Origin of the sequence: Nostoc sp. JL23, assembly GCF_017115065.1 — a bacterium.
Lineage (GTDB): Bacteria > Cyanobacteriota > Cyanobacteriia > Cyanobacteriales > Nostocaceae > Nostoc > Nostoc punctiforme_A.
Genome location: NZ_JABXKN010000142.1, coordinates 1 through 14610 on the forward strand (window position 1 = coordinate 1; position 14610 = coordinate 14610).

Here is a 14610-nt window from a genome sequence, read left to right on the forward strand (position 1 = left end):
CACGCCCAGATTTAACTGAGAGGTGCGGGGAATAATATCCCCCATCGACTCAACCATAACTTCAGTTCCATCAATAATAAGTTTGCCTTCATAGATATCGAATCGTGCTTCTCCTCGTGCTGTCCGCATTTCAATCTGTGCGGTCATCAATGACCACTACCACTCCAATACTTCCAAATCTTGAGTATTGATAGCTAACCAACCATCTGTAAACCCAGTATCGAGTAAAGCTTCAACAGAAAATTTGTCATTATTAGCAGCAGCAACAAGCTGAATTTCAAAGAATAGTTCGCCATTATCCCCAAACGAACCTGAAATCATAACCTGCCGCAGGTTCCTGTATCGTTGAGTCGAAATATAGTAAGTTTTACTTCGTTAGTGTTGCCATAAGCATCATGAATTTTTTGCATTATTCCCAAGAGTGTTGGGTCAATGAGATACCGTTCTGTTTCAGGGTCGATAGCAATATGCCAGTTATAATACGTGTCGATCAGAGTTGGACGTAAGCGCTCGAAAACAGCACGACACCGCATAGCAAGAGCATCACGTTGTTCCTGACGCTGGTGTACTTCTTCAGAGACTAAGGTTGATGCTGGTAAAATGCGGGTGCGTCTTGGCTGAGATATCTGTGTCATATCATTCCCTGTTCATATCTAGACAAAAACTTAACTTAAGGCTTCACTCAACAACTCGCAGTGTAGTAAAGCGCCATCCACCAAACATTGGATTTTCTCTGATGATAAAGGATCGCCATTGGCGTAATGCTCCATCCAAGTCAGACCAATTAAATTGGGGTCATCGGGTAAACTCGTTAAATCCCATCCAGGCATTTCTAAATCTTCCATCAGGCGATTTACTTTGGGGTCATAACTCAGAGCAAAGCAGCGACAACCTTCAGCAGCAGCCATAATTAAGCTGTGCAAACGCATTCCAATTGCCATTTCAACGCCGCGAAACACACCTTTTAAAAGTTGCGGATCTTCCAGACACAAAATCTGGCTGACATCCTTAAGATGTGGTTGAATAGCTTCGGCAATACTTAAATCTTCACTTTTTTGAAACGGTAGTAGTAAAATAAAAGCTTGCGTAGCTTTTTGAAAGTCAACTAAAGCACGAGTTAAATTTGCTAGACGTTTTTCTGTAAGTTGGGGATGCGATCGCAACGTTACCGCAACTCTCGGCGCAGGTAAATCCCAAAGTCCCGGTACTGGTTTAGATTCCAACGCCCAAACTGGGTCTGGAGCTATAATACAAGGAATTTGCCAATCAGATAATAAAGCCGCACTACCGCGATCGCGGACACTGATTTTGGTACAATTACTAAAAGTTTGCCGTGCTAACCAACGAGTTTGCGGACGCACCAAAGGGCCAATACCCTGCGCCCAAGCAATGGTTTTCAAACCCATTTTCTGCGCCAGTGCCATCAGTCCCCCGTAATAAAATGGGCTGATGGTACTGGTGACATCTTGAATGAGACTTCCACCGCCCCAAATCAAGGCATCACAAGAACGCAAAGCTTGTAGTACAGCGAAAGGAGCCATGCGATCGTAGGTTTCTACATTGTAGCGATCGCGCGTTTCATTTGGATTACCAGAAAGCACCACAGGCGTTACGTGAGATGGTAACATTTGCAAAAGCGTTGCCAATAAAGCTTCGTCACCACCATTACTTTTACCGTAATACCCAGACAATAATGCCCGTATGTTGACCATTTTGGATTTTAGATTTTGATTAATAGCTATTGTTAAATGAATCTCTGTCTCCCATATAGATGGTAAACTCATTCCCAAGTTCTATAGCAGTGGTCAAACGTCACAGCTATCCATAGCAGACTTGTCCTAACCAGGATAGCAGCCGCTATAATTAATTACATTTTTTCAACTCCGAAGTGTTGATTTCCGGTTTTATCGACAGAAGTCTTGCTATCTTGCGGTTTCTTGGTCTGTGCTTGGATACTTCGATACTTGGATAAAGGTTACGATCACCGATCGCTAAAACTAGCTAATAGAATAGACATCTAGTGAAAAGACATCTAACGAAAAATCCTTGTAGAAACGCGAAATTTCGTGTCTCTACAAGGATTTAAATTTTAAAAAGATGGGTTTTGTTACACAAAAAGTAGGAGTAGAGTTCTAATGTGGAACTTGAAAACTGGTATTTTGCTACTCACACTGAGTTGCATAATTGCAACTGGTATAACCGTATATCTTCTTGGTGGCATTGAACCAGCACAAATTCAAGCTTTGCTGAAATCTTCTGGTATCTGGGCACCTATTATTTATATTGCTTTGTACGTTGTGGCAACCATGTTAGTTTTGCCCTCAACAGTACTAAATTTGACTGGAGGTGCCATTTTTGGCCCTTGGCTGGGTACTGTCTGGACTAGTGTTGGAGCAGTCATTGCAGCAATAATTGCCTTCATTTTTACTCGGACTATTGGACGCAAAGCAGTTGCAAAACGACTAGCAGGACGCTGGCAAGCGATGGATGCTGAGGTGCGTCGTGGAGGGCTTTTTTATATGTTTGCCATCCGATTAGTACCAATCATGCCCTATGGCTTGGTCAACTTTGTCGCGGGACTGACTTCGATTAGTTTTAAAGATTATGTTCTAGGTACAACACTTGGTACTGTTCCTAGTGTCTTACCTTTTGTATTACTAGGTAGTTCTGGTCTGAAGGCAGTGAATACAGGAGATTTTTTGCCGCTAGTCCTTGCATTAGGCTTAACTGGAACGCTTGTAGCCGGGTCTACTTGGTATCGTCATCGTCGAACTTTTCCCAAAAAAGCTGTAGAAAAGCTTAAACAATCAGACTCTTCAGATGACTCAACCTAAAGAATAAATAAACTATAACAATCTGACTTGAGTCTTATTAGGTATGGTGAGAAGCAAATCTTTATAATTACAAGCAGTCTGTCAGCTGTTAAAAAATTAAACAATATTTTTAGATGTTACCAAAGTATTCATTCATTGTTCCCATTTATAACGAAGAAGAAATTATTCCAGAACTATACCGCAGACTGAGTGCAGTAATGAATCGGATGGATGGGCTTGTCGAATTAATTTTAATCAATGATGGTAGCCGCGATCGCTCCCTACAATTACTACGAGACCTCCATCAAAAAGACCCGCGCATTTGCTATCTGAGCTTTGCTCGTAACTTTGGTCATCAAATTGCAGTAACTGCTGGTCTTAATTTTGTTCGGGGTCAAGTTATTGTCATCCTTGATGCTGACTTACAAGATCCACCAGAATTAATCCCCGACATGGTTGAAAAATGGCGACAGGGCTATCAAGTCGTCTACGCTCAACGCACTCAACGCCTTAAAGAAGGATGGTTTAAGCGTTTTACTGCCTACTCTTTTTATCGAATCCTTAAGAAGCTTGCAGATGTAGAAATTCCTACTGATACTGGTGATTTTTGTCTAATGGATCGGCAGATTGTAGATATTCTCAATTCTATGCCAGAACGTACCCGCTATATTCGTGGTTTACGTTCTTGGGTTGGCTTTCAGCAAACAGCAATTCAGTTCGAGCGCAACCCCCGCTTTGCTGGGGAAGTTAAATACACTTTTAGCAAATCCTTAGCCCTTGCTATCAATGGTCTAGTGTCCTTTTCAATAGTGCCACTGCGGTTATCAACCTACTTAGGCTTACTAGCAGCGGCGGCGGCCATCTTTATGGCTTTATTAGTCTTGTATTGGCGTCTTTTTGTCCCCCATTCGCCTTTAACTGGGTTTACGATTATTTTGATGGCAATTTTCTTTCTCGGATCTGTGCAGTTAGTAAGTGTTGGTATCTTAGGCGAATATATAGGACGCATCTACGAAGAAGTTAAAGCCAGACCCCTCTATACTTTGGCAGAGGTAGGTGGTTTTGATCGCAAATCCTCCAACCCAACGAGCAATTCTGACAAACTAGATAATTTAGAAGACGCTTACAAATAAGGATCTTTGGCGTTGCATAATAAAGGTTTGTTTAAACAAATTTGAAGAAGAATTCAGAAGTCACAATTCAGGAGTCAGAATGAAGACGCGACGCTCATTCTTCGCTCTAAGCGTTCGCGCAGCGTGTCGCAGACAAGCCATGCCGTTGGCGCAGCCTCTCGTTCGCGTTAGCGTCTCTGAAAGAGAAGAGAAGGCTTTACGCTGCGCTATCCACCAGTCGCACAAAATACCCAACTGTTAGCGGATAGCTAAGGTTTAGCCCATTCTGGCGACTGACGCATGTATTCTGTTTCGATAAAATTCAAGTTACATATCACCTTGACAGTGCTACTCTCTACTCCAAATCCCTAATTCTCAACTCCTAGCTTTCTTATGCACACCCTTTCGATTCCCACCTGGATTATTCATGTTTCTAGCGTTATTGAGTGGATTGTGGCCATTTGGTTAATCTGGACTTACGGCGAACTAACTAATAACCGCAGCTGGTGGGGATTATCCCTGGCTATGTTACCAGCTTTAGTCAGCGCTATGTGTGCTTGTACCTGGCATTATTTCGACAACGCCGAATCTTTGGAATGGATGGTAACGCTTCAAGCTACCATGACTTTAGTTGGTAATTTTACGCTTTGGGCAGCGGCGTTTTTGATTTGGCGTTCTACCAAATCTGTTAACACTGTTGAATCACAATCTATCAAATCAGAGCAATGATTTCTAAAGAAACCCTGTTTGCACTTTCACTGTTTCCCTATTTGGGTTTCTTGTGGTTTATCAGCCGCAGTCCGCAAATGCCGCGTTTAGCGCTGTATGGATTTTACGGCACTCTCGTTTTTGTTGCAATTACCATCCCGGCGGGGATTTATGCTGTATTGCATTATGGTAAGTCTTTGGCCAATGTAGATTGGTTGCACGGTGGTGCAGAACTATTTTTGACGCTTTCTAACATCTTGCTTGTGCTGGGTTTTGGGCAAGCTGTAAGGCAATTACAAATGAAAAATGAAAAATAGTAAATTCAGCTATAGATAGCGTTTTGATTGCAATGAGGAAGAGTTAAATGGACGTAATTCCAGCGATTGATTTACTAGAAGGGCACTGTGTGCGACTGTATCAGGGAGACTACGATCGCTCACAAGTTTTTAGCGAAAACCCTGCTGATGTTGCCAAACAGTGGGTAGATCAAGGTGCTACCAGATTGCATATAGTTGATTTAGACGGTGCCAAAGCAGGTAAAGTAGCAAACTTGGCGGCAATTGAAGCGATCGCTCAAGCAGTGTCAGTACCCATTGAAATTGGTGGAGGATTGCGCGATCGCACCAGTGTACAACAAGTATTTAATCTAGGCATACAGTGGGCAATTCTCGGAACCATTGCCGTAGAACAACCCCAGTTAGTGCAAGAACTTTGCCAAGAATTTCCCGAACAGATTATTATCGGTATTGATGCCCGTAACGGTCGAGTCGCAACTCGCGGCTGGTTAGAAACCTCGGAAGTTTTAGCAACTCAACTGGCTGTACAAATGCAAGAATTGGGCGCAGCCGCCATAATTTATACAGATATCCACCGGGATGGTACACTTACAGGCCCAAATTTAGAAGCTTTGCGAGAACTTGCAGCAGCAATTTCCATCCCGATAATTGCTTCTGGCGGGGTAAGTTCTGTCACCGACTTGTTGAGTTTGTTGGCGTTAGAACCTCAAGGCGTGACTGGCGTAATTGTCGGACGTGCTTTGTATACTGGGGATATTTTACTCAAAGAAGCATTACGAGCGATCGGGCCTGGACGAATTCAGGATATTCCACCCAATGTCGGTTTTTCTACCTTTGCTTGACATTTTCTTGGCAAAGCCGCGATCAAAATTTAGAATTACCCTGGTTGCGCTGGTGGGATAATCAGGGTAATTTGCTACAAACAGGATGGGAGCGATGTCTACGACGGGCTACGCCTACACAACGCTTGGCAGCTAAACTAAGAGAATTAAATATTAACCACGACAAGTTAGTTTAATTATTTTGGCAACTATCTTTAGATAGATAAGGTAAACACTACGTTATTTATGATTCCGAATCCCTTGCTAATTCGGAAAAAATTACACTACATATTTAATTGATTTTGTCAAGATGTAATCCCTTGTATGATTTAAAAAATTAGCAAGGCCTTCTGTAGGCTGAATTTATATTCATGCTTTCAGTAGATACAATTATGACTTTGCAAATGCAATAATGAATATGTTCTCAAACAATAAATAGTTGCTGTAGTTCAGATAAAAAATTCAGATTCTATCAGACTCTAGTAACTTTGGTTTTTAGACAATTGTTTGATGTTTTGAGAAGGTAACACAATGAATAAAATCCTAAAACGCGCACTTTTACCCAGCCTCATGGCTGCAAGTTTAACTGGTGTAACCTTAGTTCCCGCCAAACCCGCTGCTGCTGATGACCAAGTACTAAGAGATGCAGGTATTGGGGCTGTTACCAACGTTGTAACCGGAGCTGTTAGGGGAAATGGCAGTGTATTAGGGAATGCTGTTAAAGGTGGTGTCACTGGTGCAGCCGTCAATGGTGCAAATGGTTTGAGAAATACTCGCGGTCGCCGTCAGCGGAACGCTGCTCAAGATGTCGGAGTCGGTGCAGGCGCTAGCGCAGTAACTGGTGTAATTACTGGCGATAAGAGAGATACCCTTGGCAATGCTATTGATGGTGCAGCTGTAGGTGGAGCAATCCATCTATTAACCAATGGTAAATAATTGATAAATTCATCAGCTGAGATATTTTCCAAGGGTTAACGAATTTATCCCTCCCTAATTCTTATCCTTCGTAAAAGGAGCAAACCTAACCTCGCTTGCCTACTAGGAAAGCGAGGTTTTAGGTTAAATTTATTTGAGATATATACCCCGTCAGGATTGGATGACGTTAGGTTTAATAGTAATCTCTAGCCCTTCAACGCCTTTCTAAAGTTTCGACGATAAGACTGATTTGTAATAAACAAAGCTGGCCATAGCAAAGATAAACCAATCCGATTAGTCAAAGTTGGATTAAAATTAGTCCGTTCAAACCCATTCCAAAACTTCCAAGCGCCGCCTCCGTAAACCCCTATCAAGCCAATAAAAATTAAGGTACTCATTCCCATCAACTCCGTTAGTAACTGACAGAATTTAAGTTAAGTTTTACCACACGAGGTAATCACCTCATAAGCAACACCGAGAAGGTATGACAAAACTCCCCAGTTTTGATATCTATTCTCTTATTCCAGTGTAAAATAGCCTCATTGAGGTTTTTGATTGATCACTCTCAAAAACTCATATAAAGACTTTTCACTTTAAATGTTGCTACAAATGGGCAGCAGAGACATTTATTCTACTTATCATAACTTTCTGGTATACCCACTGGTGATAAACCTGCGATCGCTCGTAAGTTTTGGCAACGAATCAACTCAGTAAAATTGAAACTGGAACGTCCTTCAATTTTGGCTACCGCTTCAATTGCTGATAATAGGTGCTGTGCTGCTTCAACTTCTGAATAACCACGCCGCTGTGCTATTCTAATTGCAGCTGCATCCGCATTTAACTCTGACTCTTGAGATTTATTAGTGCGCCAGATCCGAAAAGCCGCGATCGCACTTAATCCCCCAGCTACAGCAACGCCCACTACATCTGACTGTGCTGCTTCCAAGATTCCGCCTAACAGCCCAGCCAACACCACACCTTGATAAATGTCGGGTTTAAACCACTTCACCCCCGTCAACCAGCTAACCATCTGCAACAGCAGCAAATCTCGTTGCGGCTTTGGCAAGCGACGCCACAAATCAAAATTAATATATATCGGTCGCGCTTGGTTCCAGGGTTGGGGAAAGGAAGCGTCAATTACTTTTGCTTGCTCTGGCTTACTAACGATTTTTGTCGTCATCCGACCAGAAGCAGGCATCACATCTAACAAACGGCGAATTTCAACATTTGGCTCCATAAATTTAATTATTAGCCATAATGTGCATCGTAACTAGGTGTGTAAAAAATAAAGTTTTCGTGTTAACCTTTGATTTATGAGATGCTCTCGCAGTCTTGAAAATAGATTCAGATCGAGTCATAAGAATATTAATTAAGCAGTTTGATAGTACGGCGGGATTTTATAGTGATTCGTTTGCCGCCAAATTCCAAACTTGAAAATTTTGGCTTGCCATTAAGACTATATTTGTAACTACATGGACGCTTTTTCTCCCCTCCCACCTGAATGGACGAATAAGGCAATACACGCTTATGATTTTTGCTGTCCTAAATGTCACTCAAGTAGCCTAGAAGCTGAAAAAGTTTGGCTAAATCGGCGATCGCCTGTACTTACAGAAGACCGTCGTCGCAAATGGCAAGAGTTTTATTACTGTCACTGTGGTTCTGTGTGGTGGGCTTGGAGTAGCGATCGCCCCCCAAAAGATATATCCAATCAGCCAGATTACAATCCTACATAGCTAATTTTTTCTAAACAAAACCCCACCTAAAAGTGGGGTTTTGTTTATCTAATTCTGAGCTTTATATTGCATCACCAATTTTAGAAGGTGAAAGTAGTACGTAGAGTACCTACATATTCAGTATCGTTAGCGTCGTTGTGTTCTGGATTGAAGATTACCAACAAGCCAGGTGTTACCTGAATATTATCGGAAACCTTGTACTTGTAAAGACCCTCTAAGTGATAAGAAGTATTGTCGTCAAAGGCAGTATTGCCGGCGACATTTTTGATGCTGCCACCAGTAACTTTAGGTGGTTGACCAAAGATCACGCCTAAAACGTTGCCTTCGCCACCAAAGTCTTTCAAAGCAAGCGCTCCAGCCCAATACCAAATATCTGCGTCTGCACCTGCATTAGCACCAGTAATTGCATCAGCAGTTGTATAACCTCCCCAACCACTAATAGCTAACTTAGGAGTAAATTGGAACGTAGCTTCTACACCGTAATTGTTAGATTCGGTACGAGTGTTAGCCCCAAAAGGAGTGTTAGCAAAAATACTACCTGTACCTTGGAAAAGGTTATTGGCAGCACTATCAGTTTGATAACTGCGAGCGTAAGTTAGACCAATATTAAAGGCTTTGGTGGGTTGGAAAGATAACTGACCAAAGATAGCGCTATCACCATCAAACAACCCATTATTCAAGGTAGGGTCATTAGCAGTTCTAGCGAGATAAGCACCGCTGAAACTGATGGCGCCTTTAGGATTGAAAGTAACAGTTACACCAGCGCCACCTTGACCTTGGCGATATATGGGGCTGAAACGTCCATAGCGTGAGAGCGCACCTCTACCAGAGCTTGCAAAGTCAGAGTTGAAAGTATTAACGTTTTCGTATAACTCACCACCAGTAGCGTCAACTTTGACACGCACTGCATCCGTCAAGTTGAAAGCATAGTTGATTTTATCGATTACAACAGAGTTGTTGTTATCTCCATCAAAACCCAAGCGGCTCATGTTGGTACCAGTGCCAGTACCCAATGCATCATTACCACGATTGGAGACAATATTTCCAGCATTCAAACGAATTTGCAACTGGTCTTTACCAGTGAAACTGCTGTATAAGTTTAAACGAACGCGATCGCTAAAAGTGGTGTTGTAATTCAAGTCTTGAGTAGGATCGCCACCACGAGCGGCTCTAGTATCACCAAAAACATCAGACACCGCGAAAATCGCTTCTCCAACCAACTTGGTGGTAGTGGAGAACTGATTAGCTTCCAACTCAGAAGTGCGGGCTTCTAATCCATCAACACGACCGCGCAGAGTTGCTAGTTCAGCAGAATATTCTTCTTGTAAGCGCTGTAAAGTAGCTAAATCTTGTTTGCTGACCAAATCAGCGGTAGCTGTAGCAATCAGTTCGTTAACCCGATCTAAACAGGCATTCAAACCTGCGGCAAATTCGTAACGGGTTAAAGCACGGTTCCCACGATAGGTACTGTTAGGATAACCTGCAATACACCCGTAGCGCTCAACTAGAGATTGTAAAGCTTGGAACGCCCAATCTGTAGGCTGCACATCCGAAAACTGAGAAACTGATGTTACCTGACTCATGTCGTTAGACTCTTGAGTTTCAGATAACTCGCCAACATTTGTTACCTGTTCGTTGACTTCAGCAGCTAAGGCACTATTAGCAACAAAAAATGTAGCAGCTAATACAACCGGACTAACCTTAAAAAGATTCCAGAATCGTTTTGTCATGTTTTTACTTTCACTCACACCTACAATAATCCAGTCATGACAAAATGCTTTAAACACTTCTCTTTCGTGGATTTTACACACAATCACAGCGACTATTATACCTTTATCCTGTGATTATTACAAGCAATTCAGTTAACATGCTGCTGAGCTATATATAGTTTTTAATTAATTTATTTGGTAGGCGCAAAATAATGCAGCGTTTGTGACGAAAAAGTGTTCCTTCTTCCTCTAGCTGCTGTAAGACCCGAGTAACTGTTACTCGCGTAGTATTTAAGACTTCAGCAATATCTTGATGGGTAACATTTAAATCAATTAGCTTTCCCTTATCTACGTCACGGCCAAATTTTTCACTTAACCATACTAAAAACTGCCATAAGCGTAGCGAAATTGGTTTTCGATGCACAATGCTTAGTAGATCCTCTGCTTGTTGAATATGAGACAACAAAGCATTAATATCCTGATGCCACAAATGAGGTGGCACAATGCTTACTTCCACGCCCGTGAGACATTCAATCTGGTAGGGCTTGACTCTAGACAAAGGATAGCCGATCAAATCCCCTAGTCCCCAATAACCGAGAGTGATGAATGTTCCATCTTCACTCCATGTTAAGGTACGAACTGCACCGTATTCAATGCGCCAAAGTACATCATTTTGAGGTGGAATTACCTCCCGACGGGTAAATATCTGCTGGGGTAATTGTCTACTGAAAGCACAGCTATTTGACACGGCAGAAGAGTTTGAAGTAGGACTTGGAGAATACATCATTAACCGTAATTACGCAATTATCAAGGAATCTCGCTATTTACAATGATTAAGAAACTCTAATAATTTGCATCAAAATTTATCTGTATATCGGAAAGTCTATTCTTCACAATTAGAGATAGATACTAACTCAAAATCTTCTGATGGTAACAACTTTTGCTTAAGATATCTATCAGTGAGATAGAGCCAAAATTTTTTGTTGTTTATCCGTTACTTTAATTGTGTAAGTTTAAGAATAGGTAAACTTTTAGTAAAATATTTAGTTAAGTTATTTTTAATTATTTGGTATTTTCTGAAGACTAAGTAAGTATGTAGGCGCAAACAATTATTAAGAGAGTAGGGTGTAATGGCTTTACTAAATCGCTGGATTTAGATCCCCGACTTCTTGCAGATACCAGTAGGGTGGCTTCCCGAAGGGTAGAAGTCGGAGATCTGGGCAGCATATCAATTAGGAGCGTTGACCTGTGACAATATATGATACTCTCTGACCAATATTCGTAGCATGATCTGCCATACGTTCCAGACAACGAATTGCCAGTGCCAGCAGTATAATTGGCTCGACTACACCAGGTACATCTCGTTGTTGGGCTAAAGTCTGATAAACGCGATCGTAGGCATCGTCTACAGTATCATCCAGATGTTTTAAACGGCGTCCACTAGCTTCATCGAAATCTCCCAAAGCCTTTAAGCTAGTTGCTAGCATCGCCTGCGCGTGAAGGGACATAGCTTCAATGTCGGGCATTGACGTATGAGGCGCGTAAGGAAAAATTTTAATCGCAATTTCAGCTAAATCCTCAGCATAATCGCCAATGCGCTCTAAATCTCGCACCAGCTGCATAAAGGCACTCAAGCAGCGCAAATCGGGAGCTGTAGGCGCTTGTAGCGTCATAATCGCCGTACATTCTGATTCGATTTGACGATAAAAGCGATCGATCTTTTTATCTAATCGAGGGAGTTCCTCAGCTGCTGATAAGTTACGAGCAAATAACGCTTGGTGGCTGAGGCGAAATGATTGTTCTACCAAGGCACCCATGCGTAATACGTCCCGTTCTAAGCGCCTAATGGCGCGTGCGAGTTGTGGTCTTTGAGGATTGGGAGTATAATCGACGGCTTTCACACTTGTTGTCTCAAAGGTGAAGATATTACTAACTATAGTCTTGGCTTAGGGAGTTTGCCATAACTTCAGGAAATTGGAGTTGCATCCACGCACCACCAGTTTCTGGATGATTCATCGCTTTGATTGAACCACCGTGGGCAATTAAAATTTGCTCAACGATCGCTAATCCTAATCCATTGCCAACGATCGCTCCTATGGAGTTACTATCTTGGGGGGAATGAGTTCGGGCTTTATCTCCTCGATAAAATCGCTCAAAAACGTGGGGTAAATCTGCCTCAGAAAAGCCGACTCCAGAATCAATAAGATTTATTTCCAGGATTGAAGAAACAGGTTCATTATCCTTTGTGGATAAGATTTTCGCTTCAACATGAATACTTGTGCAAGGAGGACTGTACTTAATGCTGTTGTCTAGCAAGTTGAGAAAAACCTGGTAAATCCTGGCTTTATCTGCCTTAATCCACAGATTTTCGGGGCCAGAATAAGAAAAAGACAGATGTTGACGCTGTGCTAAGGGTTCTAGCGTTTCCCAAACAGATGTAATTAGCGATCGCAATTCTACAGCTTTGGCTTGCAATTGCATATTTGGGTTTGCTTCCATTTGGGTAAGTTCTAACCAGCTTTGCACTAAGTTGATCAGTCGGTCAACTTCTTGCATGAGGCGGTTAACCCAGCGATTTAAAGGTGGTTCCAAGCGATTTTGTAAAGTTTCTACAACCAAGCGAATCGAAGTTAGCGGCGTTCTGAGTTCGTGTGCTAGATCGGAAAAAGAGCGATCGCGTATTTGATTTATATCTAATAGGGGTTGACGATTTTCTAAAAATACTCCTACTTGTCCATTAGGTAAAGGCAAGCTAGAAGCCCGCAAAGCCAGAGATTTGATTGTTCCCATCTCTGCCGCATCATCACAAGATGGATGAAATACCCATTCTCCCCTCTGTGGTTTTTGGCGATCGCGAGTTTGCTCAATTAAATGGTCAAGTTCGTAAGACCTTACCAACTCCAATAACAAGCGCACCTGTTCTGGTTGCCACCTTTGCAGATACAAAATTTCCTGCGCCTGTCGATTGCACCACAGCAGTTGATTTTCCTCATCCACCTGCAAATATCCCACTGGTGCAAAATCTAGCAGGTCTTGGTAAGTTTGCAACGACTGCTGCAAATCTTGCCGCTGCTGTTTCACCATCGCTATTTCTTGCCGCAACCCAGGAATCAGCAGCAGTCCTATCTTGTCAGAACGCAAGGTTAACGGTCGAAGTAAGCGCCCCAGGTAGCGGTTAAGTTGAACCTGTTGCCAAATCCAAAACCCAATGCCTACCGCTAAACCCAGAAAAAATCCCAATAAAAGCATTTGAGTTGTTAGTTTTTTGGTGACTACTAAAAACTAACAACTATCCCAACTAATTATCCAAACCTATAGCCAAAACCTCTTACAGTCACAATATATTCGGGATGACTGGGGTCTTGCTCTAATTTTTCGCGCAACCACCGAATGTGAACATCTACAGTTTTACTATCGCCGACAAAATCCGGCCCCCAAACCTGATCGAGCAATTGTTCCCGTGACCATACCCGGCGGGCGTAACTCATAAACAGTTCCAGCAAGCGGAACTCTTTGGGAGAAAGACTCACTTCTTGACCGCGAACTAGCACGCGACATTCTTGGGGATTTAAGGAGACATCCTTAAATTTTAATACTGGTATTGGTGGTAAATTACTTAGGCGTTGGCGGCGGAGTAAAGCGCGACAACGAGCCACTAACTCGCGCATACTAAAGGGTTTGGTCAGGTAGTCATCTGCACCCACTTCCAACCCCAAAACACGGTCAGTTTCACTACCCTTAGCACTGAGCATTAAAATCGGTACTGGGTTGCCTTGATGACGCAGCAAACGGCAAATATCTAGCCCATTGATTTGCGGTAGCATCAAATCAAGAATGACCAGATCGAAGGGAAGTTCCCCTGAATTGGTTTCAAAACTTTTGAGATACTCTATAGCAGACCGCCCATCGGGAGCAGTTATCACCCCGTAACCTTCTTCTTCCAGAGCTACAGCTAGCATTTCCTGGATTAATTCTTCATCTTCTACTACTAGAATACGGCTGGTTTGTCCAATGTCCGTTCTGGCAGAGTATTTGGTCGATTCACTGGTATACATTGATATCACAAAAGTCTACGACTGTGCTTGTATCAATTAGGATGATGAGTTTATTATCTCGCCTTACTGCAACCGCGCTTCTACTAGGGTTAATTCTTTTATATTTTATTTACAAAAAGTAACATATACGACAGCAGTCTCCTAAATCATAAATCACTGTGGCTGCAAGCTTCTAATAGTTTTTGAATTGAAGACTTTGAATTTTCGATTCTGTCTTCAAAAGATCCAAAGACATGATTGCGTGAAGATTATCTTGACAGAGGAGATTAAATTAAGTATATTTATCTTAGTACAAAAATACTATCAAAGCTCAAAGGGAAAACTATACCTGAAAAACAGAAAGGCATATATGTGGAAACTTCGTACCCACTAAGTGTCAGATGTGGATCATTTCAGTATTTCCACTGCGTTAAAAATGTTGATTCAAAGGCTACTCTGATGTCTGCAT

The 14610-nt window shown here is 42.2% G+C and carries 17 protein-coding genes and 1 pseudogene; 8 read left to right on the plus strand and 10 right to left on the minus strand.

Features of this window, described 5'->3' with window-relative positions; translation table 11 throughout:
• Nucleotides 1–156 precede the first annotated feature (156 nt).
• The 3 genes from HWQ42_RS29905 to csaB are packed head-to-tail and all read right to left on the minus strand — an operon-like array spanning nt 157 to nt 1712.
• Complete coding sequence (locus tag HWQ42_RS29905) at nt 157–321, minus strand: hypothetical protein (protein WP_292818393.1); 165 nt, start codon at nt 319–321, stop codon at nt 157–159.
• Entirely contained in the window at nt 318–635 is a 318-nt protein-coding gene (locus HWQ42_RS29910; protein ID WP_292818396.1) for a hypothetical protein, read from the minus strand. The genes HWQ42_RS29905 and HWQ42_RS29910 overlap by 4 nt, the downstream gene beginning before the upstream one ends.
• Before the next feature lie 30 nt (nt 636–665).
• Nucleotides 666–1712 (minus strand): polysaccharide pyruvyl transferase CsaB, encoded by a 1047-nt coding sequence (csaB, locus tag HWQ42_RS29915; protein WP_292818399.1) that lies wholly within the window; start codon nt 1710–1712, stop codon nt 666–668.
• A 423-nt stretch (nt 1713–2135) separates the two neighbouring features.
• Between csaB and HWQ42_RS29920 the strand changes: the two genes are divergently transcribed.
• From HWQ42_RS29920 to HWQ42_RS29950, 7 genes and pseudogenes are all read left to right on the plus strand, one after another.
• On the plus strand, nt 2136–2834 hold the full coding sequence (locus HWQ42_RS29920) for a TVP38/TMEM64 family protein (protein ID WP_292818402.1): 699 nt from the start codon (nt 2136–2138) through the stop codon (nt 2832–2834).
• A 113-nt stretch (nt 2835–2947) separates the two neighbouring features.
• Nucleotides 2948–3946 carry a glycosyltransferase family 2 protein gene (locus HWQ42_RS29925; RefSeq protein WP_292818405.1) on the plus strand — a complete coding sequence of 333 codons (999 nt, stop codon included), beginning with the start codon at nt 2948–2950 and terminating at the stop codon, nt 3944–3946.
• A 372-nt stretch (nt 3947–4318) separates the two neighbouring features.
• Entirely contained in the window at nt 4319–4654 is a 336-nt protein-coding gene (locus HWQ42_RS29930; RefSeq protein ID WP_292818407.1) for a DUF2499 domain-containing protein, read from the plus strand.
• Complete coding sequence (locus HWQ42_RS29935; protein ID WP_292818410.1) at nt 4651–4950, plus strand: DUF3593 domain-containing protein; 300 nt, start codon at nt 4651–4653, stop codon at nt 4948–4950. The genes HWQ42_RS29930 and HWQ42_RS29935 overlap by 4 nt, the downstream gene beginning before the upstream one ends.
• A 47-nt stretch (nt 4951–4997) precedes the next feature.
• A complete protein-coding gene (hisA, locus tag HWQ42_RS29940; RefSeq protein ID WP_292818413.1) occupies nt 4998–5771 on the plus strand; it encodes a 1-(5-phosphoribosyl)-5-[(5-phosphoribosylamino)methylideneamino]imidazole-4-carboxamide isomerase in 774 nt (257 codons plus the stop codon).
• A gap of 23 nt (nt 5772–5794) precedes the next feature.
• Nucleotides 5795–5947 (plus strand): annotated as a pseudogene (locus tag HWQ42_RS29945) (Uma2 family endonuclease); the annotation flags it as partial.
• Nucleotides 5948–6281: 334 nt separating this feature from the next.
• Nucleotides 6282–6686 carry a hypothetical protein gene (locus tag HWQ42_RS29950; RefSeq protein WP_292818416.1) on the plus strand — a complete coding sequence of 135 codons (405 nt, stop codon included), beginning with the start codon at nt 6282–6284 and terminating at the stop codon, nt 6684–6686.
• 185 nt (nt 6687–6871) lie between these two features.
• Here the strand turns inward: HWQ42_RS29950 and HWQ42_RS29955 are convergent, their stop codons facing one another.
• Both HWQ42_RS29955 and HWQ42_RS29960 read right to left on the minus strand, forming a co-directional pair.
• On the minus strand, nt 6872–7063 hold the full coding sequence (locus HWQ42_RS29955) for a hypothetical protein (RefSeq protein WP_292818419.1): 192 nt from the start codon (nt 7061–7063) through the stop codon (nt 6872–6874).
• A gap of 233 nt (nt 7064–7296) precedes the next feature.
• A complete protein-coding gene (locus HWQ42_RS29960) occupies nt 7297–7902 on the minus strand; it encodes a DUF3318 domain-containing protein (RefSeq protein WP_292729268.1) in 606 nt (201 codons plus the stop codon).
• Between the two features lie 235 nt (nt 7903–8137).
• Between HWQ42_RS29960 and HWQ42_RS29965 the strand changes: the two genes are divergently transcribed.
• Entirely contained in the window at nt 8138–8398 is a 261-nt protein-coding gene (locus HWQ42_RS29965; RefSeq protein ID WP_292729270.1) for a hypothetical protein, read from the plus strand.
• A gap of 80 nt (nt 8399–8478) precedes the next feature.
• On the opposite strand, the gene HWQ42_RS29970 is transcribed toward HWQ42_RS29965, so the two are convergent.
• The 5 genes from HWQ42_RS29970 to HWQ42_RS29990 all read right to left on the minus strand — a co-directional run bounded on the left by HWQ42_RS29970 (nt 8479) and on the right by HWQ42_RS29990 (nt 14162).
• The gene (locus HWQ42_RS29970; protein WP_292818422.1) at nt 8479–10128 is read right to left on the minus strand and encodes an iron uptake porin; all 1650 of its coding nucleotides are present in this window, start codon (nt 10126–10128) and stop codon (nt 8479–8481) included.
• 148 nt (nt 10129–10276) lie between these two features.
• Nucleotides 10277–10894, minus strand: a complete 618-nt coding sequence (locus tag HWQ42_RS29975) for a Crp/Fnr family transcriptional regulator (RefSeq protein WP_292818425.1) — start codon at nt 10892–10894, stop codon at nt 10277–10279.
• Nucleotides 10895–11339: 445 nt separating this feature from the next.
• On the minus strand, nt 11340–12008 hold the full coding sequence (gene phoU, locus HWQ42_RS29980) for a phosphate signaling complex protein PhoU (RefSeq protein WP_292818428.1): 669 nt from the start codon (nt 12006–12008) through the stop codon (nt 11340–11342).
• A gap of 28 nt (nt 12009–12036) precedes the next feature.
• On the minus strand, nt 12037–13356 hold the full coding sequence (locus HWQ42_RS29985; protein WP_292818431.1) for an ATP-binding protein: 1320 nt from the start codon (nt 13354–13356) through the stop codon (nt 12037–12039).
• A gap of 53 nt (nt 13357–13409) precedes the next feature.
• Nucleotides 13410–14162: a response regulator transcription factor gene (locus HWQ42_RS29990; protein ID WP_094349166.1), complete on the minus strand. Its 753-nt coding sequence runs from the start codon at nt 14160–14162 to the stop codon at nt 13410–13412.
• Between the last annotated feature and the right edge of the window lie 448 nt (nt 14163–14610).